Genomic DNA, 25,957 nt, shown 5'->3' with positions numbered 1-25,957 from the left:
ACTAGCGGCACACGTTGTACGGGCCCATGTCGAGATGAAAATGCGCGCGATGCAGCGCGTTGTAGTCCGGGCCGAGCACCGCGTGAAAAAGGCCGCACGCGCCGTCGCGCGTTTGTTCGAGAAAGCGGCCCGCGCGAGAATCGGCGGACCAGTCGCGCGCAATCGAGATGCGCGTGCCGTCTGTGAGCACGAAGGCTTCGATATCGATCGCGTTTGCAGACGCGTGCTGGCTCAGCGCGCCGTCCGACGAGTGATTGACGTTGCGACACGCGTAGCTGCCGACGTGATCGAGTTCACGTACGCGTTCGCCGTAGATGGATTGCGCGGTCGGTTGTAACGCGTGACGCTCGAACATCGCAAGGCCGAGTGCCAGCGGACAACTCGCGACAAAGCTGCTGCTCACGCGCATATCCGCGAAACGCTGCACGCGTACGGCATTGGTCAGCGCGCAATTGCCAGCGGCGTTGCTGTCGGGCACGTTCGTATAGGTGAGATCGGCGGTCTTCAGCGCGAGTTTGCACGCAGCCGGATCGCGGGTTACACGCCATAGTTTCCATGACGTCAACGGTCCCGGCGGCGCCTGCACGTCGAGCGGCGTGAAGGGATTCCATCGCTCGGGAATAGATACGCGTTCATTCGCGACCAGCCACGTGAATACGAGTGCCGCTGCAATCGTCGCGAGCAATACGATGCCGGACAGCCGACCTAGCATCGGCAGTCCGGCTGTTCAGGCATGAAACTCGGGCACGGCACGCGTACGGTCACCGCTTCGACGTATCGGTTTCGATCGGCGGTTTGAAGTCGGGGTCGATGCCTTGAGGCGCGGGCGGCGGGCGCGATTCCGGCTTGCTGTCGTCGCTGGCCGGCTTGGCCTGGGATGCATCCGGCCCGGTCTGTTCCGGGCCGCCGGGCTCATCCATCGTATTCTGGTTCGGGGTCATGGTCGCTCTCCTGACAGGTTCGTCAGGAGAGCAGCAACCGGTATTCCCGCTAGACCTGCCAGAGGTTCGCGCCTGCGACGATCAGCGTCCGAAGGTGGACGCATGACCCGCGCCGCTGCCGGCGACCGGGCCGTCGGCGTTGCGTAGCGTCTTGAGCGCGGGATCGTCGGTCAACGGGCGACGCTTCGCCGGCTTGACGCCTGCGCCCATGCCGGTACCGTTCGACTTCCGGCGAGCCGCATGACGTTCGATCACGCGTTGAAGCAGACAGAACGCACACAGCAACGCGCCGATCACGATCCGCGTCCACCAGGAACTGAGCGTGCCGTCGAAGGTAATCAGCGTCTGGATCGTGCCGAGAATGCCGACGCCGAACACCGATCCGATCACATACCCGACGCCGCCTGTCAGCAACGTCCCGCCGATCACCGTCGCGGCGATCGCGTCCAGTTCCATGCCCTGCCCTTGCAGACCGTATCCCGACAACACGTACAACGTGAACACGACGCCGCCGAGTGCCGAACAGAACCCGCTCAGCGCGTACACGCCGACTTTCGTCCGTGCGACCGGCAAACCCATCAGCAACGCCGACCGCTCGTTGCCGCCGACTGCGTACACGTTGCGCCCGAAGCGCGTGAAATGCGCGACGAAGATCGCGACGGCCAGCGTCAGCAGCGCGATCAACGACCCGGCGTTCAGCGTGCCGCCGCCCACCGGAATGCTGAACGCGGCGATCGCGTGAAACACCGGTTCGTTGATCGTGATGGATTGCGTGGTGATCAGAAAGCACGCGCCGCGGGCGAGGAACATTCCGGCCAGCGTGACGATGAACGGCTGCAGCCGGAAGAAGTGGATCAGCGCGCCCATCGCCGCGCCGTACAGCGCGCCGAACGCGAGCACCAGCGGCACGATCACCCAGACCGGCCAGTGCAGACGCTCCGCACCGACCGCGCACAGAATCGTGGTCAACGCCACCACCGACCCGACCGACAGATCGATCCCGCCGGATACGATCACGAAGGTCATCCCGATGGCGACGATCAGCAGGAACGCGTTGTCCACCAGCAAACCGATTGCCACCTGCAACGAAAAGAAGCCGGTGTACATCACCGAACCGAATCCGAACAACGCGGCGAACAGCACGACGGTGACGACGATCGGCAGCGTGCGAGGATCGACCAGACGGCCGAACAGGTTTCTCATTTGACAGCCCCGCTGAGTGACTTCGGATTCGCCGACGGCAACACCCGTTTCAGGTTGCGCATCAGCATGGCGCGCGCTGTCGCGGACTGGATCACGCTGACCAGCAACACCACGGCGGCTTTCACGACCAGCGTCGCTTCGGGCGGCACGCCGATCGAATACGTCGTGTACGTCAAGGTCTGGATGATCAGCGCGCCGAGCACCGTGCCCGCGAGACTGAAGCGTCCGCCGAGCAACGACGTGCCGCCGAGCGTGACGGCGAGAATCGCGTCGAGTTCGAGCAGCAGGCCAGCGTTGTTGCCGTCCGCGCTGCGCACGTTCGAACTGGCGAGCACGCCGGCAATCGACGCCGTGAAACCCGAGAACACATAGACGCTGAACACGATCGCGCTGGAGCGCAAGCCGACCAGCCGCGTCGCAACCGGATTGATCCCGATCGAGCGAATGAACAGGCCGAGCGCGGTTCGGTTCATCAGCAAGGCCGTCGCCAGCGCGACACCGGCCGCGACCCACACCGAACACGGAACCTTCGCAAGATAACCGCCGCCGACGAACAGATAGCCCGGCGAGCCGATCGGGATGATCTGGCCGCCCGTCAGCAACTGCGCGACGCCGCGTCCCGCGACCATCAGGATCAACGTCGCGATGATCGGCTGCATGCCGACGAACGCCACCAGCAAGCCATTCCACATGCCCGCCAGCACGCCGACACCTAACGCCGCGCCGATCGCCAGACCGACGTTCGACGGGTTGTCGGCGAGGATCGTCGCCGCTGCCGCGCCCGCAATCGCTACGATCGCGCCGACCGAAATATCGATGCCGCGCGTCGCAATCACCAGCGTCATGCCGAGCGACGCGAGCACCAGCGGCGCCGCGCGATTCAGGATGTCGATCGGCGCGCCGAACAGGTGGCCGTCGAGCGTGGTGATCGACAGAAAGTGCGGGTTGTGCGTGAGGTCGAGCAGGATCAGCAGAACCAGCGTCAGCGCCGGCCAGATCAACGGATGCTGCAACGCCGTTTTCAATGGCGACGGCGACAGCGCCTGAGTCGAATCGGTCGCTTCCGTTGTCATGGGCCGCCTCCCGCGATGAGCTTGTACACCTGATCTTCCGACGCCGCGTTGCCCGCCACTTCGGCCACTTTCCGACGGTCGCGCAAGACGGCGATCCGATGACTCACGCGCACCACTTCGCTGACTTCCGACGAAATGAACAGGATGCCGAGCCCTTTCGCGCACAGCGCGAGCACGCGGTCCATGATCTCGAACTTCGCGGCGACGTCGATGCCGCGCGTCGGTTCGTCGAGGATCAGCATTTTGGGTTCGGTCGCGAGCCAGCGCGCCAGCAATGCCTTCTGCTGATTGCCGCCGGACAGTAAGCCGATAGGCTGTTCGGCGTCGCGCGCCTTGATGCCGAGCAACTTGATATAGCTGTCGGCCATCTCGCGTTGCCGCGCCTTGCCGATCACGCGCCACCAGCCGCGCCGCGCCTGCAAGGCCAGAATGATGTTTTCGCGGATCGACAGATCGGCGACGATTCCTTCCTTCTTGCGGTCTTCCGGGCAATAACCGATGCCTTGCCGCACCGCGTCGCGCGGCGACCGCATCTTGACCGGCTTACCGTCGATCTGCATCGCGCCCTCGTCCGCGCGCTCCGCGCCGAACAGCAGACGCGCGGTTTCCGTGCGCCCCGAGCCGAGCAAACCGGCGAGGCCGAGAATCTGGCCCGGCTGCACGTCGATATCGACGGGATTCATCACGCCGCGCCGACCGACGCCGCGCATTTCCACGAACGGCGGCACCGCCGCTTTCTGCGCGGGCGGTTCGCTCGCCGCGCGCTTCAGACGCTCGGTCATCCGCTCATGACCGACCATCTTCGACACCAGCAATTCGACCGGCAAATCGTTGGCGAGATATTCGCCTTCGCGCTCGCCGTTGCGCATCACGGTGATCCGGTCCGACACGGCGTAGGTCTGTTCCAGAAAGTGCGTGACGAACAGGATTGCGATGCCGCGTGCCTTCAGGTTGCGCAGCACGTCGAACAGCCGCGCGACCTCGCCGTCGTCGAGGCTCGATGTCGGTTCGTCGAGGATCAGCACGCGTGCATCGACCGACACCGCACGGGCGATCGCGACCATTTGCTGGACCGCGATCGGATAGGCGTCGAGCGATTTCGTGACGTCGAGCGACACGTTCAGTTCGGCGAGCGCGTCGGCGGCTTTCGCGTGGATGGTTTTCCAGTCGATCGCGCCGCGCTTTTTGGGCTGTCGCCCGGCGAACACGTTCTCCGCGACCGACAGGTTCGGACACAGATTCACTTCCTGATACAGCGTGCGAATGCCGGCAGCTTCCGCATCGAGCGGCGCCGCGAAATTGACCGGCTCGCCGCCGAGACGGATCTCGCCGGCATCGTGCGTATGTACACCGGTCAGCACATTGATCAGCGTCGATTTACCCGCGCCGTTCTGCCCCATCAGCGTGTGGATTTCGCCCGGAAACAGCCGAAAATCCACGCGCTGAAGCGCATTGACGCCAGGAAACGATTTGCTGATACCGAGCGTTTCGAGGATCGGAGCGCCGCTCATGGGTCAGTATTTACGTTGCGGCAGCACTTGGGCCGCGACGCTCATCGGGAACACGGTTTCGTCGGTCACGATGCGCTTGGGCAGTTGCTTGCCGGCTACGACGTCCTTCACCGCGGTCATCAGTTGCGGTCCGAGCAACGGGCTGCATTCGACGTCCACATTGATCTTGCCCGCGACCATCGCTTCGAAGCCGCCCTTGGTTGCGTCGAACGACACCACGCTGACGTCCTTACCGGGCTTGATACCGGCTTCTTCCATAGCCTGGATCGCGCCGAGCGCCATATCGTCGTTATGCGCGTAGACCACGTTGATCTGCTTGCCGTAGGTCTTCGCGAACGCTTCCATCACCTGTTTGCCGCCAGCGAGCGTGAAGTCGCCGCTTTGCGACGCGATGATCTTGAACTTCGGGTCGTTCTTGATGACTTCCATCAGACCGCCGTGACGGTCGTTGGCGGGTGCCGAACCGACCGTGCCTTGCAGTTCGACGATATTGATCGGGCCTTTGTCGTTCTTGTAGTGATCTTCGAGCCACTTGCCCGCGCGACGGCCTTCTTCGAGGAAGTCCGAGCCGATCATGGTCACGTAAAGCGACTTGTCTTTCACGTCGATGTTGCGGTCCGTCAGGATCACGGGGATTTTGGCGTTTTTCGCTTCGGTCAAAACCGGTTCCCAACCCGACTCGACGACGGGCGAGAACGCGATTACATCCACCTTTTGTGCAATATATGAACGGATCGCCTTGATCTGGTTTTCCTGCTTTTGCTGCGCGTCCGAGAATTTCAGATTGATACCGGCATCTTTGGCAGCGCTTTTCACGGACACGGTATTCGCGGTACGCCAAGCGCTTTCCGCGCCGACCTGGGCAAACCCTAGCGTGATTTTCTTGTCCTCGGCATGTGCATTCATACCGAAAGCGACGAGTAGAGCGGAACCGACAATTGCACCGAGCGCCGTGCGTCGAGCGTTATTCATAACTGTCTCCTGTCTCATTGTCTGGCGCGGTTCGAAGTCCGCGCTCGGCTACGTCAATTGGGTGACGTATCGAACTGAAGACTAACGCGGCTTGGCATGCCGGTCCAATCAATAATTTCGGGCGGGTGATACCGTTCCTGGTATAGGTAATAACCCGCCACTCGACGCTTCGCAGTCCGGCGAATCAGGTGCTTCGCCTTTGCTTGCTTTCGCCGACCCGATTGCGTAGCGCTAATGCCGATATACACCGTGAACCGAATCCGCTAGTTTCGATACCAATTTCAATATCAGCGTGTTCCCTATGTCCGACGCGAGCCCGTGGTATATCCGGACGCGGTTGAAAACCCGTCAATTGCTGCTGCTCGTCGCATTGGCGGAAGAGGGCAATATTCACCGCGTCGCGGAACTGCTGAGCATGACGCAGCCGGCTGCGTCGCGCTTGCTGCGAGAGCTGGAGGAGATGCTCGACGTCTCGCTATTTGAGCGCCTGCCTCGCGGGATGCGTCCAACGCCGTACGGCCTGGCAATGATCCGGCACGCGCGCGCGGCGCTGGGAAGCCTCGATCAGGCGCGCGAAGAGGTACTGGCGATCCGGGCCGGGCGCGCGGGGCATGTGGCGATTGGCGCGATCACGTCGCCTGGCGTGAAGTTAGTGCCCGCTACGGTCGCGCAATTGAAGCTGGAGAATCCTGGATTGCGGGTTTCGGTAGAGATTGAGAACAGTAATGTTTTGCTGGAGCGACTTGCGCAAAACAAACTGGATCTCGTGATTGCCCGGTTATTCGCCGAGCATGACAAATTGCAATTGCGATATGAGCCGTTATCGGGCGAACCGGTTTGTGCGGTTGCGCGGCCGGGGCATCCGTTAATGAATATGCCGGGATTGACGTTACGCGATGTCGAGCATTCGGCGTGGATTGTGCCGCCGGCGGGCAGCGTGTTGCGGCATCGGTTTGATTTGATGTTTCAGCGTGAAAGTTTAATGCCACCGACTAATGTTGTTGAGACGGCGGCATTATTGGTGGTGACGCGGATGTTGACGCAAACGGATATGCTGGCAGTGCTGACTTCCGATGTTGCGCAGTATTACGCTTCGTATGGGATGGTGGCGGTTTTGCCGCTGCCGTTGCCCTGTCATATGGATGACTTTGGGATTATTACTCGTACGGACAGGTTGTTGTCGCCTGCGGCGATGTTGCTGGCGGATGCGATTCGGGTGGGGGGGAGGACTTTGTATCAGGGGAGATGAATGGGGTTTGGGTTTGCTTGGGTTTGCTTGGGTTGGGTTGTTGTGGTTTGTTGTGGTTGTCCCGTTTTCACGTCGGTCTGCCTGGATCGTCCCTGTGCGGGACCGCACCTACTTTTCTTTGCTCGCGCAAAGAAAAGTAGGCAAAAGAAAGCGCGTTTACCTCGCGCTTCGTAGCGAGTGGCGTCTAGTATTTTTCGGGTAGTGGACCGCGCACGATTTGAGTTGCCGCGCCGCTTGCCTTGGTGACAAGGCAGTCAGTCGTTCCGGCTGTTCGCTCCGCGACAGCCGTCGGGCACAGCCCCGTCTTTATCTCTTGGCGCTCTTCGCGCGCTGCACTCCGTTCGTCACAATACCCACTTTCCTGGCATGCGCCGGTCTGACCTTGCGCGCAAAACTCTAGATCACGCAGAGCGCCGAAACCATCGCGAAAGCGGATGAATGCCGCGACGGAAACCGGACTTTGACCCGACGCCGGAACGGTCGTACGGACAGGCGGAAGCTGTGGTGCAAACCGCGCTTTGGTCCGAACGTCAGAACCGTCCCAGGGACGGGCGGATGCTATGGCACAAACCGCACTTTGGGCCGGACGTCAGAACCGTCCCAGGAGCGGGCGGATGCTGTGGCGCAAGCCTCACATTGGACCGGGCGTCGGAACCGTCCCACGGACGAGCGGATGCTGTGACGTCAACCGCACTTCGGGCCGAACGTCGGAACCGTCGAAACGGCGAGCGAATGCCGTGGCGCAAACGAGGCTTTGAAGTAGGTTACCGCCGCGCAGCGGGCGGGATGTGCGGATGCGGGCCACCACGCCAAACCGACCGGTCGCTCAAAACGTGCGCGGTCCACTACCCGAAAAATACTAGACGCCACTCGCTACGAAGCGCGAGGTAAACGCGCTTTCTTTTGCCTACTTTTCTTTGCGCGAGCAAAGAAAAGTAGGTGCGGTCCCGCACAGGGACGATCCAGGCAGACCAGCATGAAAACGGGACAACCAGACCAAACCAACCCAACCACCCCGAAACCACCAAAAGCAAAATCAGCTAAAATACGCCCCCTCCCAATTAGCCGCCAGGCGACCCACACCCGCCTGGCGCGCAGCTCCGACCCTTATGGCTAAACTTCTGACCGATTCCGAATTCCAGCGTTTTTCTGAACTCCAACAGAAGCAGGCAAGCTTCACCATCACCACCGAAGAAGCCGACGAACTCCGCGATATCGTCGCCCGCGCGCAGCAAAAACGCGACGACCGCGCCGCCGCGATGCAATCCATCGAGACGCATATCCAGCAATTCGGTATCACGCCCGATGAGCTGTTCTCGTCGGAACAGATCGCCGAAGCCGCCCGCACGTTCGGCTTGATTCCCGCTGCCAAGAAAGAACGCGTGCTGCCCCCGTCGTTCACGTTCAACGGCAAGCCGTATCAATGGACCCGCGCGCTGCCCGACGATATCCGCGTGCCGCTGTTCGACGCGTTCACCGCCGGACAATCCGTCAAGTCGTTCATCGCGACGCCGAAAGACGCAATCCGCTGCGCTAATACGATCGCACGCCTCGAACGCGAAACGGGTACGGTCTACGCGGACGCGTGGCTCGAAGAACTGTCCCTCACGCGAACCATGGTCGAAGAAGCATTGGCAAAACTGCCGGCCTAAGGCCAGCCGCTACGCGCTATAGCGGCCACTGTCAGCGAAACGGCTTCGCCGTTCCGCTTTTGTGTCGGCGCACGCACATCCCGCATCGCGCCGACACGCAAATCCCCGTCCAACACCCACGCAAAAAACCGCCGTATTCTCTGCGACGCGCCCGAAGTCCGAGTCCGACGAAGTGCCCGCGACAACGCGCAAGCCTCGGCAACATCCTCACTCCGCCGACGCCTCCAGCGCCAACCTGAATCCGACCACGCCCGGGTCTTCCGTCGTACTGACCGTAAAGCCGCACAGTTTTGCGAGCGCAATCATTGGCGCGTTCTCGCGCAACGCCTCGCCAACCAGCCAGCGTGTGCCTCGCGCCCGCGCATAAGCGATGATCTTCTCCATCAACAGACGCCCCAATCGACGCCCCTTCTGATCCGACCGCACGGCGACCGCAAATTCGGCGGTGTCATTGTCAGGATCGGCAATCGCGCGGACGACGCCCAGCGTGCGCGTCGCGCCCTGCTCATCGACGGCGGTCGCGATCAGCGCCATCTCGCGGTCGTAATCGATCTGCGTCATCCGCGCCAGTTGCGAGTGATCGAACGCGCCGACTGCTCCGAAAAAACGCAAACGCAAATCTTCAGGCGTCATGGCGGTGACGAAATCGTGATGCGCGGTCTCGTCCTCGGGACGAATGGGACGCACCGTAATGCGTTGCCCGTGCCAGTCGAGCGTCTCTTCGAACCGTCGCGGATACGGCATGATCGCGAGACGGCTGCGATTCGCGCCGAGCGTCAAACGCGGCCCAACCAACGCGACGCGATCCCGCCACACACGCACGCTCAGCGACATGCCGACAATCTCGCGCACGTCACACACCACCTGCGAGAGCGCCGTCAACGCAGCCAGCGCCGGCTCAGGCTCGACACGCCGCGAATACGGCGAACTCGCGATAAGGTCGCGCGCGAGCATCGCATTCAGCGGCGGCAACCCGTAAAGGCGCAGCGGCGCAGCCACACCGTCGAATGACGGTGCCGTAAATCGAAACACGGGGCCGAAATTCTCATCGTCGTGTAACTCGACCGTGAAATCGACGACGGCGTCGGCAGCGTCTTCCAACGCCTGCTGTACATCGATCGTCGTCAGGCCGTAGTGCGCAAACAGTTGCGCCGCCGCGATGCCGGTGAGTTGCGACTCACCGGCGGCAAGTGCGGCGCGCGCTTGCGCCTGCGCGGCGTCGATCGATTCGGGCACGCGCGCCGGCAATCCCTCGGGCGTCTGCATCAGCAATTCGCGTCCGAGCCGGTAATCGACCAGGCGCGCGAATCCGCGTGCCAGCCGCTGCGGCGTCGTGTGGACGGGAATGCCGTGCGCGTGCAACGCGTCGCGCGTCGCCGAATCGACTCCGCCGAAGAAACACGCCAGCAAGCCGCGATACGCAAATCGCTGATGCGCGATCAGCGCTTGCGCGACTTCACCGACCGGGGCGTTGTGAGTGGACGCATGCACGACGAACGCCGTTCCCGTATCGCGATGCGCGGCCAGCGCTTGCAGCGCCGCGCCGAAATGCTCCGGTCTGGCGTCGTCGCCAAGCAGCAGCGGATTGCCCGGCACGGCGTGCGGTAACGCCTGCCCGATGCTCTCCACAGCCGCCTGCGGCCATTGCGCAAGCGTGCCGCCCGCTGCCGCGAACGCGTCGCAAGCCAACGTCGCCACACCACGATCGCTCGTGATCAATGTAGCGGTAGCCCCTGCCGCCACCCGACCGACGCCGAGCGTTTCGATCTCGTCGAGCAGGTCGTCCAAAGCGTCGACCCGGACCATCCCCGCGCGCCGGAAAGCCGCGGTGTAAAGCGCGTCGGCCGGATCGGCACGGTTCGAGCGCAACGCCAGCACCGGCTTGTTGCGCGCGGCCGCCCGCGCCGCCGACATAAATTTGCGCGCCGAACGCACCGTATCCAGCTCAAGCAAAATCGCCCGCGTACTGGGATCACCGGCGAGGTAATCCAGCACATCGCCGGCATCGACATCGGCTTCGTCGCCGAGCGCTATCGCATGCGAAAAACCGAGGCCGCGTGCGTGGGCCCATCCCAAAACCGCGTTCGTCAACGCGTTCGACTGCGACACCCACGCGACGCCGCCCGCCTTCACCGTGCACGACGGCGCGCCAAGATGGGCGTTCAGCGCCGGCGACACGACGCCAAGGCTGCCCGGCCCGACGATCCGCAGCAAATGCGGCCGGGCTGCCGACAACGCATGCCGCACATGCACGCGATCTTCGTCGCTCCGCACCTCACCGACGATGATCGCCGCGCGCGTTCCCAACCCGCCGAGCTTGTGGACGATGGACGGCCACGTGTCGGGCGGCGTGCAAATCACCGCGACGGTGGGCGCTTCCGGCAAGTCCCCCGGATCGCGGACTACCGCGTGGCCGTCGAGCACGTCGTATTTTGGGTTGACCGGATAGAGCGCGCCCTTGAAACCGCCTTCGCTGACCCGCGCCCAGACCATTGCGCCGATGCTGCCAGGACGCTTTGAAGCACCGACCACGGCGACGGATGTGGGGCGAAACAGCGCGTCGAGGTTGCGAACGGTCATGGTGGCTCCGTGGATGTGAGATGAGAAGTTCGGTAAATCAACGTGCCTTCGCAGAATAGACCACACCGGGTGGACATGACCGGCGCACGGACAACTCAATCGAAACACTGCACCACAATGCGTCTTCGATTTATTTCCAAAAACGTTCCACCTTTCAAGACTAGCGTTCGTGAATGAACGTGGCGTTCATCTTTTTCATTCGGGGAATCGCTTGCAATCAAGACGAGGAAATTCTGAATTCAATTCGGAATTTTCCGATTTAATCATGACAGCAACGACCCAATGATTGACAAAGTTTTACGTGAAAGTGGCACGAGCACTAGCCGCAACAACGTCGTTCTTTACGTACGTCGCAATACGACGGGACACAGAAATATTCGTCCTCGCGATGAACTGCTCTCCATTATTTCGCCCAGATACTTTCGAGCAACGGTTGTACAGACATGGTGAGAACCTCCATGAAAAAAACACTTCATACTCCGCAAACATCTTGCGTGGTTTGTGCTGCGCCAAGCTATCGCCGGTCATCAGTGCTCCAACCAAAACAGCAAAGTGACCGGTGCCATCTGTCACTCGTAGCTCGCGTCGTAATGCTGCTACTTGTTTTGATTCTGTTACCCGTCTCGGCACGTGCAAACTTGTCATGCACGACGTCCAACGTCAACAAAACGCTCACCGCCGCAACGATCTCAGTACCTGCGGCCGCTCAGGCGGGGACTACAGTCGCGACACTTCCCCCTGAGTCATTTCAGCTTCCCTGCTTCTTTCCAAACAGCGGCACTCACACAACGTCAGCCACGCTGTACAGCGACTTTGCAACAACAACAGCGCTCGCTCCTGGATTTAACGACGTCTACAAAACCAACATTGCGGGTCTCGGCATTCGCTATACCTTTAATTCATCGGGTTGCTCGGCAGCGAATGCCATTATGGCAAATGGTCTCATACGATTGAGTTGTCCGTACGCGGGTCCGTTGGGCGGCTCATACATCTATAGAGACGTGACCGTCACTGCAACTTTCGTCGTAACAGCCGCGATTGCAGCAGGAGCGTCGTCGTTAATCACAACGCCGAAAATCACGATCGGATATGCGACGTCGGATGGCGGATCAGGTTATTGGCAACAAGAACCGCTCTATACAGGCAGTGCGAGTGGAACACTGGTTCGCGCGACCTGCTCCGTCAATCAATCGAATATCGTTGTATCGCTTCCTACCGCCGACACACGCGCATTTCAATCCGGCATCGGAGCGGTCGCAGCGCCGCAAGCTTTCTCCCTGTCACTCAGTTGCGTGAGCGGAGCCAAAATTCTGATCACGCTCACCGACGCGGTCGATCCGTCAAACAGGACGGACCGGCTCACAGTGACACACGATTCAACGACCACTGGGATCGGCGTGCAGGTTCTAAACAGCACGGGTTCCCCCGTCTTATTCGGGGCGGACTCTGCGAATCCCAATAACGCAAATCATTGGGTGATCGGCGATGCACCGAACGGCACCATCGAAATCCCACTGACCGCAAGATATATCCGGACTGGCACTGTTTCCCCCGGACAAGTGAAAGTACTCGCGACATTCACCATGTCGTATCAGTAAGCATGCCGCGCTACCCCCGACTCGCCTGGTTCAGCGTCAGATGTTTCGTCTCTGGCGCCCAGGCGATCGACACCACCATCCCCACCAGCAACACGCCCGCCAACGCCATCATCGTCGAATGAAAGCCGATTCCGACGATGCCAAGTGGTAACAGAAACGTACCCACCGCCGAACCCAGCCGGCTGCATGCGATTGCCAAACCAACACCGCTCGCACGCACTTCCGTGGGAAAGCATTCCGGTGGAAACACGCCGACCAGATTCGAGAACGCAGACATGGTTAGCGTGAAAATGGCAAACGCTACGATGATCGGCATGACCGCCGAATCAGGAAGCATACTCAGCGCCACCAACGACAGACACGTCACCGCAAAAGAGCCGATCAGGAAAGTGCGACGCGGTAACTTGATGGTCAACCAGATACCAATCAGCGCACCCAACACCAGAAAGCCGTTCAGCAGAAAATCCGCGCCCGAACCATCGCTCAAATGGATCGCTTTGAGAATTGTCGGCAGGAAGGTGTAGATCGCAAAATAGGGAATCACGAGGCAGACAAAGAACAGGCAGTTGAACAATGTCCGCGTGATCAGATCCGGCTTAAACAGGCGGGCAAACCCACCTCGCTTCGAGTTTGCCACATGCTCGTCATCACCGCCCTCCAACGATACATTCGGCCCGAAGTGGCGCAGCACGATAGCCTTCGCCTCCGCAATTCGACCCTTGCCGTAAAGCCAGCGCGGCGATTCAGGTGTACCCACGCGCAGTAGCAAAACGACCAGCGCGGGCACGCCCGCCGACGCCAGCAACCAGCGCCACGCATCCGGCGACGCGCTACCGTAATGCATGCCGAGCAGGTTTGCGACGACATAGCCGACTGTCCAAACGACGCTGAACGAGCCGAGCAAGGTGCCGCGATGCTTACGTGGCGAAAACTCCGCGAGAATGGCATGCCCAACCGCAAAATCGCCACCCATCCCGACACCGATCAACACACGCAGCAGACATAGTTCAAACGGTGAGGTAATAAAAAATTGCGCGAAAGCCGCCAGCGTGATGATGACGAAGCTCAACAGGAAAATCTTCTGCCGCCCGAGGCGATCGGACAGGCACCCAAAAATCAGACTGCCGATAAAAATGCCCAACAACGCGGAACTGCCGACCATGCCCATCCAGAACGCGTCGAGCGGCATCTGCTGATTCAACGACGCGAGCGCGTAGCCAATCGTGCCGAGCGCATAACCCTCAGTGAAGTGCGCACCGAAAGTCAGCCCGGCAATCTTGATGTGAAACGCATTCAACGGAACGTCGTCCAAAGGAATCGGACCGTGGGCCGACGGCGCGCCGGTGCGCACGCCAGAAGGTGTCCGCGGCAACGCCAGCCGCAGCGCGGCGGTCTCGGTGTCCTGATTGTTCATGGTGTCTCCTCTGTCGCCAAGGCAGCGATTTGACGCTGTGCACTGGCTGTCTCGCCAGGTCGCACAGCGGCTGCTATACCCACGCCGCACATGCAGCGCGGATCACGTCAAACGATGGTCAGCACATCAACGCGCAAGGCCGGCCATCATCATGTATTTCATTTCGACATATTCATCAAGGCCGTACTTCGAGCCTTCACGTCCCAGCCCCGATTGTTTGACGCCGCCAAACGGCGCGACTTCTGTGGAGATAATTCCTTCGTTGATGCCGACCATGCCGCTCTCCAACGCGTCGGCGACGCGCCATGCTCGGCCCAGATCGCGCGTGTACAGATACGCGGACAGGCCGAAGGGCGTGTTGTTAGCGGCCAGAATCACGTCTTCTTCCGTTTTGAAGCGGAAGCAGGCGGCGACCGGCCCAAAGGTCTCCTCTTCTGCAATGTCCATTGCGCTTGTTGCGTTGCCAAGGACAGTCGGCTCGTAGAACGTGCCGCCCAACGCGTGCGGCTTGCCACCCGTCAGCACGGAAGCGCCCTTTTCGACGGCGTCCGCCACATGACGCTGTACCTTTTGCAACGCGGTCGCGTTGATCAACGGCCCTTGATCGACATCGCCGGTTAGCGCGTTGCCGACGCGCATCTTTTTAACCGCCTCCGTAAGCGCGGCGGTGAACGTGTCGTAGATACCGTCCTGGACGTAGAAACGATTCACGCAAACGCAGGTTTGCCCGGTGTTGCGGAACTTCGACGCCAGTGCACCCTGGACGGCCGCGTGGATATCTGCGTCGTCGAATACGATAAACGGCGCGTTTCCACCCAATTCCAACGACAGCTTTTTCAAGGTATCGGCGGATTGCTTCGCGAGCAATTTGCCCACTCGCGTGGATCCCGTGAAGGACAGCTTGCGCACGACGGGCGAGGCGGTCAACGCGTTGCCGATTGCCACCGCATCACCCGACACGACGTTGAACACGCCCGGAGGAATGCCCGCTTGCCCGGCAAGCACCGCCAGTGCAAACGCCGACAGCGGCGTCTCTTCCGATGGCTTCAGCACCATCGTGCAACCAGCGGCGAGCGCAGGTCCGGCTTTACGCGTGATCATGGCCAATGGGAAGTTCCACGGTGTAATGGCCGCCACCACACCAACCGGCTCGCGCGTCACGATGATCTTCGTATCCGGCTTGGGACTTGGAATCACATCGCCGTAGTTACGCTTTGCTTCTTCCGCAAACCATTCGAGGAAACTTGCCGCGTAGGCCACTTCCCCCCGCGCTTCGGCGAGCGGTTTGCCTTGCTCGCGGGTCAATAACTCGGCGAGTGCATCGCGGTTTTCGAGCATCAGTTCGCCCCACCGCCTGACCCGCGCGCTCCGTTCTTTCGCGGTCAACGCCCGCCACGCGGGGAAAGCGCGTGCGGCAGCGTCGATGGCGTGTGCGGCTTCCGCGTCGCCACCCTTTGCGACATTAGCGACGACCTCGCCCGTCGCCGGATTGACGACGGCATAGGTCTCGCCGCGCGAGTCTTCATACCACTCTCCGGCGATGTAATGTCCGGTGCGCAAGAATTCGCTCATGCTGCTTTTTCCAGGTTCATTTGGGGATCGACGAACACGCCTTGCGCCGCGCGAGCCTCACGGGCGACGCGCTTGCCCGATGTGTAGTCGTTGATCAAATCGCACGGCGTGTAGTTGCGCTCCAACTCGTGCATTTCGTCTTCGCTTAACCGCGTGCCCAGTGCGGCGAGGGCGCTATCGAACTGCGCCGGCGTATCCGCGCCGACCAGCATGCTGGCGACACCGCCGTGATTCAGCACCCACGCTTGCGCAATCTGGGCCGCGGACACGCCGCGTCGTGCTGCAACCCGCGCCACCGATGCCGCGATTTCATACGATGCCGCGTCGCCGTACATCTGCGCGGTGAAAACGTCGGTCTGGTTGCGCGTAGATTTGGGCTCGCAGGTCAACAACCCGCGCGCCAGCGGACTGAATACCGACACGCCAACGCCCTGATCCTGGCAATACGGAATCATTTCGCGTTCTTCTTCCCGATACGCGAGATTCAATTGAAGCTGCATGTTCACCGGTTTGTGCCAGCCGTTCCGCTCACAGACCTGGATGATCCTGGCGAACTGCCACGTGTACATCGTGGACACGGCGATATAACGCGCTTTGCCTGAACAGACGATGTCGTTGAGCGCGCCCATCGTTTCTTCGACCGGTGTGTTGACGTCGAAGAAATGCAGCATGTAGATATCGACGTAATCCATGCCCAGCCGCTTCAACGATGCGTCGATGCTGTCCATGACGTGTTTGCGCGAGTGACCGCCCGCGTTCTGATAAGCACCCATGTCGTAACCCACTTTGGTGGTGACGACGATTTCCTCCCGCCGCGCGAGCCGCTTCAGGATGCGCCCGACCACTTCCTCCCCGACGCCGGTCGAGTAGAAGTCGGCCAGGTCGATGAAATTGACACCGGCTTCCAGCGCATGGCGGACGATCGGCTCGCTTTGCGCCTCGTCGAAAATCCACGGCTTCCACTGCGGCGTGCCCATGTTCATCGTGCCGAGGCACAGTCGCGAAACCTTCAGACCGGATTGGCCGAGGCGAACGTATTCCATTGTGTTTGTCTCCTGATTGCGGCGCGGTTGATGTGCAGCGACGACGCTCAGCGTTGCTTCGGCGTGTAGAACGGGTTGAATACCTCGCGCGCGGCGGCAAACACTTCGTCGCGATGCGGCAGACCCTTCATGGCCGCGACGATGGCGTTCTTGCATGCGCGATAGTTATTCAGATAAACGGCGTCGAGGTTGTCGGTTTTGGGGTTGACCCAGTTGGCCGATACGACGACCCAATCGTTCTCCGCTTCAGGCGGCAAGGTGCCGTTTTCCAATGACTCCGCGACCGCTCTTGCAATGCCCGCTTGTGATGCGCCCCACGTTGCATTGCCGTGGAACTCGCCGTCGATCTGAGCCTTGTTCACGTAGAGGGTAAGCGGCTTGGTGGGCACGCCTGGCTGTGCGATCACGACGAACGGTGCATGACCGGTGGACGGCGTGGCCAGCGCTGTGGCGAACGCCTGACCGGCCGGACCGCTACGCGGACCGACCAGCACGTTGATATGCGCCAGATTCACACCCGGCCCTTCAAAACCTTCACCGATGAAAAGTTGCTTGCCTGACGAGTCGCTCATGGTCTGTTCCAGCTGGAGTTGAGAGTGGATGACCGATTGTGCAAGTTGGGATCCGAAAGGCAGAAACGACGATTCGTCATCTCGGGTATGAGTCCAGCTCAACTCCGGGTTTGCCTTTAAGCGTTTGCCCTAGGCCATCTGGCTAGCTGTTCAAACGCAGGGCAAATGCGACAATCGAAGCTCGCTCAAGTTAGAAATTCTGAAGGTAAAGATATGCGTCGCCTGCCATCGTTGATTGCATTGCGCTTCTTCGAAGAGGCGGCGAGACACATGAGTTTCAACCGCGCGGCGATCGCGCTGTGCGTGACGCAGGGCGCGGTCAGCCGACAGATCAGGATCCTCGAGGAAGCACTCGGCGCGAAGCTGTTCGAGCGCGACCACAAGGGCGTGCGGCTGACGCAGGCGGGTGCGCAGTTGCTGCCGTGTCTGTCGGACGCGCTGGACATGATCGAGCGCGGCACGCGGCAGATTGCCGCCTCGCATGGGCGTCGGCGGCTCGTGCTGGCCGTGCCGCCCACCTTCGCAACGCAATGGTTTTCGGCGCGGCTGGGCTCGCTGGCCATCGAGTTGCCGGATGTCGAGTTGTCGGTCCGCACGCTGTCCACCGAGGAATGTCATTGCACGGTTCGCTTCGGCCGGGAAGCGTTGACGGACGGACATTCGGAGCTGCTGATGATCGAGCGGCACACGCTCGTGGGTGCGCCGCGCCTGCGCGATCGTCCGCTGGACAACCTGCTCGAACGGATGCCCGCGTTGCACGTGCTGCATGACAACGCGCGGCTCGATCTGTGGCCGAACTGGCTCGCCACTGCCGGTCTGCCTGCCCGATACGCGGACAACGGCATCGAGTTCTCCACGCTCGAACAGGCTATCCATGCGGCGCGCAAAGGCGTCGGGCTGGCCGTGGTGGACCGCAACATGATCGTCGACGAACTGGCGGACGGCTCGCTGGCGAGAATGTCGGACATCGAGGTGACGGGGCCTTACGGCTACTGGCTCGACATCGCGCCGCGGCACGTCGCGTTCGAGCCGGTCCAGGCGCTCGCCGCGTGGTTGCGCGAAGAAGTGATGCGGATGACGGATGCGGTCGCGTTGACGGAGGCGTCGGCGGCATCGACGGAAGGCTGAATGGCGGGCGGATGCGTCTGCGGATGTCAGGTTGGAGAAACGCGCGACAGACGTAAGCCCGAAAACGCAAAAGGCCGCGTTTTTCAACGCGGCCTTTCGTCAAACACGATACGCACGGCGAGTCGCAGCTCGCGCGTCCTGTCGCTTACATGGCTTTCTTGAACGGCGCGCCGGAATGCTCGCGCAACTCGTTGAAGACGATCTTCGGCCACGCTTTCTGGGCGACTTCGATTTCCGAAACGTGCGACGCGAGGTACGTCGGCGCGTCGGACGCGTCGAACGCGATACGCGCGGCGTACGAGTTCAGGAAGCGGCGCAATTCGCCTGCGTCGTCGCAGGTGACCCAGCGCGACATGCGGTAGCGGGCGGACGCCATGCGCACGTCGACCTTGTATTCGGTCGAAAGCCGGTGCGACACGACTTCGAACTGCAGTTGACCGACTGCGCCGAGAATCGTCAGGCCGCCGCCGTCCGGGCGGAATACCTGAATCGCGCCTTCTTCGCCGAGTTGCTTCAGCGCTTCGCCGAGTTGCTTGGAGCGCATCGGATCGACCACTTCGACCGTCTGGAAAATTTCCGGCGCGAAGAACGGCAGACCGACGAATTGCAGCAGTTCGCCTTCGGTCAGCGTGTCGCCGAGGCTCAGCGTGCCGTGATTCGGAATACCGATGATGTCGCCCGGATACGCCTCGCTGACCGTTTCACGGCGCTGCGACAGGAACGTCACGACGTTGTTTGCGCGGAACGTCTTGTTCGAACGCGTGACTTTCAGCGCCATGCCGCGCTCGAAATGGCCCGAGCACACGCGGATAAACGCAACGCGGTCGCGGTGCGCGAGGTCCATGTTGGCCTGGACCTTGAACACGACGCCGGTGAATTTCGGCTCTTCCGGCAATACCGGACGCTGAACGGTCATGCGCGCCGACGGCGGCGGCGCGAGATCGACCAGCGCGTCGAGAATTTCCTTCACGCCGAAGTTGTTGATTGCCGAGCCGAACAGCACCGGCGATTGCTGACCCGCGAGGAACTGGTCGCGATCGAATGCCGGCGTGGCGCCCGTGATCAGGTCGATCTCTTCCTTCGCCTTGACCCAGGCCGGACCGAAACGGCGCTCGCCTTCCTCGTCGGTCAACGCGTGCAGCGTTTCGACCTCGCCGCCAGCGGTGTCCTGACCGGCGCGGAACACGCGAACCTGGTCGCGCTGGATGTCGTAGACGCCCTGGAAGTCCTTGCCCATGCCGATCGGCCACGTGAACGGAATCGCGGCCACGCCCAGATGCTGTTCGATTTCGTCGAGCAGATCGAGCGGTTCGCGCACTTCGCGGTCGAGCTTGTTGATGAAGGTGACGATCGGCGTCTTGCGGCTGCGGCACACTTCGAGCAGCTTGAGCGTTTGCGCTTCGACGCCGTTGCCGCCGTCGATCACCATCACGGCGGCATCGACCGCCGTCAACACGCGGTACGTGTCTTCGGAAAAGTCTTCGTGGCCCGGCGTGTCGAGCAGGTTGATCACCGCGTTGCCGTATTCGAACTGCATCACCGAACTGGCCACGGAAATGCCGCGCTGCTTTTCGATCTCCATCCAGTCGGACGTCGCGTAGCGGTTGCTCTTGCGGCCCTTCACGGTACCGGCGATCTGAATCGCGCCCGAGAACAGCAGCAGCTTTTCAGTAAGCGTGGTTTTGCCCGCGTCCGGGTGGGAAATGACCGCGAACGTGCGGCGGCGTTTGAGTTCGGAAACTGACATCGATACTGGCGGTCACGAATAGAGGATCGGGCGATCGGCGGAACGGCGTGTTCCAGTTGACCGCGCGTGGCGCGAAGCGACGGCGAATTGCAGGATCGCAACGTGAACCCGGCTGAGGCAGTGGCGGCGCCACGCGAGGAGCAGGTTACGCACAAGCGTTCGAAAAAGCGGGAATTGCCGGCGCAGAACAGCGCAGGACACGAATGATACACGTCATGGGGACAGTCGTCGGAAACCGTTGACCGTTGAATCCTGAGCAATCCCCGCTGCGCTCGGGCAATCCGGATCGCCGACGTACGGCGAAAAAGGTGGCGTCGGCGGCGGCGAGCCACTTCGAGCGGCACGCCTGGACCGACGCGTCGCGGCCCCTCCCCGTCCGCGCCCTAATTTGCGCGTGCCCGCGAAGCGTCATCAGCCTGGCTGGAACCTGCGGGGCTCACGGCGTGGGCGGCGTCGCCCGTCAGACAGTGTCCTTCAATCGACGTATAGACGTCGGCGGCGTTCGCGGCTTTCCGGGGCATCACGTAATCGATCCTGCATTGCTCCGACGCCGCCTCGCCCCACGTCACGAATAGCGAGCCCTTGTTTTCCAGCCCGCGCGCGAAGATCCGGCTATCCTGCGCGACCACGCCGACGGTATGACCCGCTTCGTCAGTCACGTCGGCGCCGAACGGCAGCGCCTGGTCGCCCAGCAACGGCGCGCGAACCAGCGCGGCGCGACCGCTCACCATTTTGTACTTGAGCAGCACCACCGAGCCGAGACGCGGCACGGCCTGCTCCGACGTCGACACGAACTCCACGTCCGTCGACGTGCCCTTGGGGTCGATGTCGACGGTATTCATCCCGTAAGGAGTCAGATAGGGCACTACCGCATAACCCCGGCCGTCCACCTTCACCCCCGCCGCGCTGCTGATCTTCGCGCCCGCTGCACCCGGCGCCTCCACGATGCCGAACGTATCGCCGACGGTCTGCGAGAAAGTCACGCCGCCCGGATGGGCGACTACGCTCCCGCTGACACCAACCGACACCTGGCTCGATCCCGAGCCGCCGCTTGCAGACGCGCTCAGTTGCGCATACGGCGATCGATACACGCCGCTCACACCCATATTGCCGCTATCGCCGCCGCTGTGCGCGTACGAGCCGTAGCCGTTGTAAGAGAACTGATTGTCGGCGCCGAGCGAACCGCTGACGTTTGCCTGAGCAGTGCTGCTGCCGTTCGTGCTGTGCGACAGAGTGGTCGTCAACAGCGGTGCGTGTTGGCTGTGGCCTAGCGGAATCGTCGTGCTGACGAAGTATTCGCTCGACGGCCGACCGTTCATGTCGCGCGTGCGGCTCGCGGTCAGGCTGTAAGTGCCGTATTTGAAACTGTTCGTGTACCCGGCCTGATAAAACGTGTCGCTCCCGCCGCGATTCCAGTACTGCCGTGTCGACGCGGACAGAAACACCGTTCCCGCGGATTTGAAGTTTTGATTGACCGTTATCTGAACGCGGGCACGCTCGCGAAACACGGAATCGATGTCGCCGCCGCGCTTCGCGATGTCGCGTACCGACGCCGCGTCCGCGAGGTTCAGGTAACCGGCCGTGGAGAACCGGTACGCAGCGATCGCCACGTTCGTATTGGTCGGATCGATGAACTTGCTGTAACCGATTCGCAGACTCGTACCGCGCATCGAGCCGTGTTCCGGCACTTGCGTTTGCGCGCCGGTCACGTCCGTCGAAAATGCGCCGTATCGTGTATTCAAGGCAACGCCGAGGTTGGCGGCCATGTAACCGTTCGCTGCGACCGCGCCGCCGTACCCTGTCAACAGATTGGTGAGGCCGCGCTGGATGGTGAACTGCGTGAAGTTTGGATTGTCTTCGAGGTTCTGATTGCGTAACTGACCGGCCGTCACCGAGAAACGGGTGGTGCCCGGGCGCAGCGACTGCGCCACCGACGCGTACGGTACGCTGAACGTCTTCGTGCGGCCATCCGCCTCGGTGATAGTGACGTTGAGGTTGCCGTTATAACCGGTTGCGTAAAGATCCTTGATTTCGAATGGACCCGGCGACACGCTCGTTTCGTAGATCACCTGGCCATTCTGACGAACCGTGACGCGTGCGTTCGATTCCGCGACGCCACGCACGATCGGTGCATAGCCACGCAACGACTCCGGCAGCATACGATCGTCGGTGGCAATCTGAGCACCGCGAAACGCCACGCTGTCGAAGACATCGCCGGTGGTGTTCGCATAGCCCAGCGTTGCCTGCGAACGCAGCTTCGTCAGATCGTGCTGGAGATACGTCGCGATATTGTCGGTCTGCGTCTTCTGGCCAGTCCCCGCCGACACCGACGATTGATGCCGAAAATGCCACGCGCCGAGATTCAGGCCCGCGTTCAAGCCGAGATAGCTGTTCGTCGAATGAACGCCGGCCCCTGCCGTACGATAGGCGTTCGCGTTGTAGCTGATAAAGCCCGCATTCACGCCGTCTTGCCACATTTCCGGCGGCACGTAACCACGGGCAGCCGTGGTCATGTACTTTTGCGGCACGCTGAGGTTGAGCTTCTGCTCGCCGAAGTCGAAGTCGACCGATGCGTCCGGCACAACCGAAGTCAGATCGACGCATGCGCTGCCGGCAAGGTCGGCATCGCGTCGGTTCGCCCCGTTTTCAACATCGTGGCGCGTCGTGCGATCTGCCGCCGCCTGCGGGCTGTCCAGCGATACTTTCGCGAAATCCACGCCGAGACGCCTCAGCAGCGCATCCGGCAAACAGGCCCGGGCGGATTCGCCTTCACGCGGCGCGACAAAGCGGATGTCCTCTTGCGCAACGCGCACGCCATTCAGCCAGATATCCACCGGATAGACACCCGGCGAGACGACATTCCCGCGTGCAAACCGCGCGAAATCGACGCTCCCCACGCCGCTGGTCTGCAAGAACGTCGTATTGAACGCAACAGGCGCCGTTTGTGGCGCGATCTCCGCCGCGTGCACACCGCCCATCGTGCCGAAAGCCGCCATGACAACGAGGGACACAGGACTCAGTCCGCACGATAAAGCCTGACTACTGGCTCGACGGTGCGTGAGGACTTCAGTTGAGCGTTTCATGATCCGACCGGTTTCTCGTGGACGAACAGCAGGCGCGACTTGGCCCAGCGCGTGGCGAAAGCGACGCGCGCGGGAGGGCGTTGAGGGAGAGACGGACAGGGCGCAGCGGCCCTGAAACTGACCCGTGAGGGTGTGTCCGCTATTGACCGAGAGGTGCGTCGCCGGCCAGTTGGCCGCCGTAGTCGCTGATGGCGGTGTAATGCACCGTCGCGCCTTGCGGGACGGTCGTCAATGTGGCGACCGGAATGATTTCCGTCGCGTGCGGCGCGACCATTCCACCCTTTTCGTTCCGGAATGTGTTCGCGCTACCGACTACATCGACTTCGCTAAACGAAACGTGATAAGCCGTGGGATTCGTTACGCTCAGCGCATGCCCGTTGCCGTCCGGCGACGGCACGATCTTCCAGCTGAGCCGCGACGGTGCCTCTTCAGGCTTGCCGGGCAACTTCGCCGGCCGCACGAATACTTTGATCCGCGTGCGAAACGCCATCTGCAGCGTGTTGACTTCAGCCTTTGCCGCAGCCTTCGGCGGAATGTCGAGCACGTTCAGCCAGTAAACCGATTCGCGATCCTGCGGTACGGCTTCGCCGCTGTAAATCACGCGCAATGTCTGCGATTTCTGCGCCTCCATTCGGAAAATCGGCGGCGTGATCACGAACGGCACCTTCACTTCGCCTGGCTTCGCATCGGCGTTGCCTTCGTCCATCCAGACCTGCACCAGCGACGGCTCCCGGCTATCGTTATTCAGTTTGATCGTCACTTCCCGCTGGTCGAGGGGGTAGACAACACGCGTTGCGCCGATCGTCACGCTTGCATGTGCGTTGCCGACCAGCAGCGCACATGCAAAACCAACACTTACCGCCATTCGTCCAAGCACCTTCATGACATCCACCTTTTATTCCATTCTAGAAATACGGCCGTTTAAGAGGCGTTCGCCCGAGCGAACGCCTCAGACTGCTGATTACTGGTATTGCATCGAGTATTGAGCCCATGTTTCGACTGCGCCGGCTTCGGCCTTGCCGGTTGCGTAGTACTGGGCAAAATATTTCACCTCAGCGGCGCCGCCGGTGATGGTCGCGCCGTTCGAAGCGAGGTCGTTGTTCTCGCCGGTCGCGATGTTGATCGGTCGCATCGACGCATTCAGCAAACTCACTTGCACATTCTTCGCGCCACCCGTCTCTGCCTGATTGTTCAGATAGCCCGATCCTTGATCGACAGTGGGACCGTTCTCGAAACGTGCAACGGCCTTGGTTGCCGAACCGGTACAGCCGCTTAGCGAAAACACGATATCGGATGGGCCCGACTTACCGGCAACCGCGCCAGCCGATGCCAGAGAACCAGCGGTAACCGTCGGCAGAACGACCGTCTTGTCGGAATGGTCACCGCTCGCTATGCCATTGATCGAGCACGTCGAATCCGACACCGTGCCAGTAATAGTGATCGTGCCGTCTGACGCATGCGCCGCAACCGACGCAAGGCTCATCAAACCAACGACAGCGATCGAGGGGAAAAGAGACTTCATAGTGATTGCTCCGTATCAAAAAAATGCTGTTCAATGTGGACGACGACTCGGTCAATTCACCGAACGTCGTGTGTCCGTGGCTATTCGAATGCCAGACGCATTCGATAACCAGTCGCCCGTTTCGAGAGGCTCATACAACGTTCAGGACACGCTTAAATACTAGTAACCCCATCTTCCGCGGTCCTTAGGATGAGTCTTAAATGCGTAGGGGTTTTCCGACTGCCATTGAGGATTTCGATTATCGAAATGAAGACCGATCTGGCGTTCGTCGGGAGCGCGCGGAAGCATGACCGGCACAGCATTGATGCTGTGCGGAATCAAAGGTGAGGGTTTTCAGGAGCAGGGTTTCAAATGCGCCGACGAGCCGAATACGCTCGCGCGTTCAGCCGTCGATGAACGGAAGCGGAAGGGCATCGATGCGTCGGGCAATGGATCGCGTCTGGTTCACGCGAGCGAACTAAAGGGGCTGACAGTCCGGCCCGCTGCGCAGCGCAGGCCTTGTCTACAAAGGGTTTTTCGATAACGCGGCAACCCCGTGGACGTCGCACCAGGTTGCGATGCCTCTGTCGGCGCAAGCGTCGGAAGGCATCTTCAGCGGATCTCGACAATCGAACCACTCACGACGGGGATCGGGCGCAACGAGCGATCCGAACGTCACGTTCGGCGTCAAAGGTGAGCATTTTCGGGAGCCCGGCCAACGGTGCCCAGCATCACATGCGCGGCATCACCGATACCCGGAACGACGCGCGTTGCACGCGCCGCCCAGCTACTCGATTCACTGCTCGCCCGAGCCATTGATCAGATACCGCTCGCGATTCTTGCCCGCCAGCCAGCCGGGCGCGCGGCCTCGCCCGCTCCATGTCTCGCCCGTTTTCGGATTCCGGTACTTCGGCGGCAACACCGCCCGGCGCGGCGCCGGACGTTTCTCGACAAAGCCGAGTTCTTCGGCCGTGATGCCGTATTCATCGATTTGCTGGCGAATGTCGGCGATCGCCTGCGCGACCTCGCGTTCGCGTGCCGACGCCATCTCCTTTTGCAGCTTTTCAAGCTGCGCGGTCAATTGCTTGTAAGTGGCCATAGATGGTGTCTCCAGGACA

General features: G+C 61.3%; 20 protein-coding genes. 4 read left to right on the top strand and 16 right to left on the bottom strand.

Annotation, left to right across the window (positions count from 1 at the left end; all coding sequences use genetic code 11):
• Nucleotide 1 precedes the first annotated feature (1 nt).
• The 6 genes from PW947_RS07665 to PW947_RS07640 form a co-directional block, all read right to left on the bottom strand.
• Entirely contained in the window at nt 2-712 is a 711-nt protein-coding gene (locus PW947_RS07665) for an extensin family protein (RefSeq protein WP_299630535.1), read from the bottom strand.
• Between the two features lie 49 nt (nt 713-761).
• Nucleotides 762-941: a hypothetical protein gene (locus PW947_RS07660; RefSeq protein WP_299630534.1), complete on the bottom strand. Its 180-nt coding sequence runs from the start codon at nt 939-941 to the stop codon at nt 762-764.
• 81 nt (nt 942-1,022) lie between these two features.
• Nucleotides 1,023-2,144, bottom strand: a complete 1,122-nt coding sequence (gene yjfF, locus PW947_RS07655) for a galactofuranose ABC transporter, permease protein YjfF (RefSeq protein ID WP_299630533.1) — start codon at nt 2,142-2,144, stop codon at nt 1,023-1,025.
• Nucleotides 2,141-3,217, bottom strand: coding sequence for an ABC transporter permease (locus PW947_RS07650; RefSeq protein ID WP_299630532.1), 1,077 nt, complete (start codon nt 3,215-3,217; stop codon nt 2,141-2,143). The genes yjfF and PW947_RS07650 overlap by 4 nt, the downstream gene beginning before the upstream one ends.
• A complete protein-coding gene (locus PW947_RS07645; RefSeq protein ID WP_299630530.1) occupies nt 3,214-4,728 on the bottom strand; it encodes a sugar ABC transporter ATP-binding protein in 1,515 nt (504 codons plus the stop codon). Before PW947_RS07645 ends, PW947_RS07650 begins: the two co-directional genes overlap by 4 nt.
• A 3-nt stretch (nt 4,729-4,731) precedes the next feature.
• Nucleotides 4,732-5,700, bottom strand: coding sequence for an ABC transporter substrate-binding protein (locus PW947_RS07640; RefSeq protein WP_299630528.1), 969 nt, complete (start codon nt 5,698-5,700; stop codon nt 4,732-4,734).
• Between the two features lie 301 nt (nt 5,701-6,001).
• On the opposite strand from PW947_RS07640, the gene PW947_RS07635 reads away from it, so the two are divergent.
• Together PW947_RS07635 and PW947_RS07630 are read left to right on the top strand one after the other, a co-directional pair.
• A complete protein-coding gene (locus PW947_RS07635) occupies nt 6,002-6,949 on the top strand; it encodes a LysR family transcriptional regulator (RefSeq protein WP_299630526.1) in 948 nt (315 codons plus the stop codon).
• A gap of 1,109 nt (nt 6,950-8,058) precedes the next feature.
• Nucleotides 8,059-8,601: a hypothetical protein gene (locus tag PW947_RS07630; protein ID WP_299630525.1), complete on the top strand. Its 543-nt coding sequence runs from the start codon at nt 8,059-8,061 to the stop codon at nt 8,599-8,601.
• Nucleotides 8,602-8,808: 207 nt separating this feature from the next.
• On the opposite strand, the gene PW947_RS07625 is transcribed toward PW947_RS07630, so the two are convergent.
• Entirely contained in the window at nt 8,809-11,181 is a 2,373-nt protein-coding gene (locus tag PW947_RS07625) for a GNAT family N-acetyltransferase (protein ID WP_299630524.1), read from the bottom strand.
• A gap of 590 nt (nt 11,182-11,771) precedes the next feature.
• Between PW947_RS07625 and PW947_RS07620 the strand changes: the two genes are divergently transcribed.
• The gene (locus tag PW947_RS07620) at nt 11,772-12,779 is read left to right on the top strand and encodes a fimbrial protein (RefSeq protein ID WP_299630523.1); all 1,008 of its coding nucleotides are present in this window, start codon (nt 11,772-11,774) and stop codon (nt 12,777-12,779) included.
• A 10-nt stretch (nt 12,780-12,789) separates the two neighbouring features.
• Here the strand turns inward: PW947_RS07620 and PW947_RS07615 are convergent, their stop codons facing one another.
• The 4 genes from PW947_RS07615 to fae all read right to left on the bottom strand — a co-directional run bounded on the left by PW947_RS07615 (nt 12,790) and on the right by fae (nt 17,380).
• Nucleotides 12,790-14,193: an MFS transporter gene (locus tag PW947_RS07615; protein WP_299630627.1), complete on the bottom strand. Its 1,404-nt coding sequence runs from the start codon at nt 14,191-14,193 to the stop codon at nt 12,790-12,792.
• A gap of 126 nt (nt 14,194-14,319) precedes the next feature.
• A complete protein-coding gene (locus PW947_RS07610; RefSeq protein WP_299630522.1) occupies nt 14,320-15,765 on the bottom strand; it encodes an NAD-dependent succinate-semialdehyde dehydrogenase in 1,446 nt (481 codons plus the stop codon).
• Entirely contained in the window at nt 15,762-16,808 is a 1,047-nt protein-coding gene (locus PW947_RS07605) for an aldo/keto reductase (protein ID WP_299630521.1), read from the bottom strand. Before PW947_RS07605 ends, PW947_RS07610 begins: the two co-directional genes overlap by 4 nt.
• Nucleotides 16,809-16,855: 47 nt before the next feature.
• Complete coding sequence (fae, locus tag PW947_RS07600; protein WP_299630520.1) at nt 16,856-17,380, bottom strand: formaldehyde-activating enzyme; 525 nt, start codon at nt 17,378-17,380, stop codon at nt 16,856-16,858.
• A gap of 213 nt (nt 17,381-17,593) precedes the next feature.
• Between fae and PW947_RS07595 the strand changes: the two genes are divergently transcribed.
• On the top strand, nt 17,594-18,508 hold the full coding sequence (locus PW947_RS07595) for a LysR family transcriptional regulator (protein WP_299630519.1): 915 nt from the start codon (nt 17,594-17,596) through the stop codon (nt 18,506-18,508).
• A 145-nt stretch (nt 18,509-18,653) separates the two neighbouring features.
• Here the strand turns inward: PW947_RS07595 and PW947_RS07590 are convergent, their stop codons facing one another.
• From PW947_RS07590 to PW947_RS07570, 5 genes are all read right to left on the bottom strand, one after another.
• Nucleotides 18,654-20,255, bottom strand: coding sequence for a peptide chain release factor 3 (locus PW947_RS07590; RefSeq protein WP_299630518.1), 1,602 nt, complete (start codon nt 20,253-20,255; stop codon nt 18,654-18,656).
• A gap of 383 nt (nt 20,256-20,638) precedes the next feature.
• Nucleotides 20,639-23,266 (bottom strand): fimbria/pilus outer membrane usher protein, encoded by a 2,628-nt coding sequence (locus PW947_RS07585; RefSeq protein WP_366146099.1) that lies wholly within the window; start codon nt 23,264-23,266, stop codon nt 20,639-20,641.
• Between the two features lie 211 nt (nt 23,267-23,477).
• Complete coding sequence (locus PW947_RS07580; protein ID WP_299630516.1) at nt 23,478-24,203, bottom strand: fimbria/pilus periplasmic chaperone; 726 nt, start codon at nt 24,201-24,203, stop codon at nt 23,478-23,480.
• Nucleotides 24,204-24,299: 96 nt separating this feature from the next.
• Nucleotides 24,300-24,860 carry a fimbrial protein gene (locus PW947_RS07575; RefSeq protein WP_299630515.1) on the bottom strand — a complete coding sequence of 187 codons (561 nt, stop codon included), beginning with the start codon at nt 24,858-24,860 and terminating at the stop codon, nt 24,300-24,302.
• A 775-nt stretch (nt 24,861-25,635) separates the two neighbouring features.
• Nucleotides 25,636-25,938 carry an H-NS histone family protein gene (locus PW947_RS07570; RefSeq protein ID WP_299630514.1) on the bottom strand — a complete coding sequence of 101 codons (303 nt, stop codon included), beginning with the start codon at nt 25,936-25,938 and terminating at the stop codon, nt 25,636-25,638.
• Nucleotides 25,939-25,957: the final 19 nt, after the last annotated feature.

Source organism: Paraburkholderia sp. (assembly GCF_028283785.1).
Taxonomy (GTDB): Bacteria; Pseudomonadota; Gammaproteobacteria; order Burkholderiales; family Burkholderiaceae; genus Paraburkholderia.
Note: the sequence above shows the minus strand (reverse complement) of the source record. Positions and strands in the feature narration are given on the sequence as shown.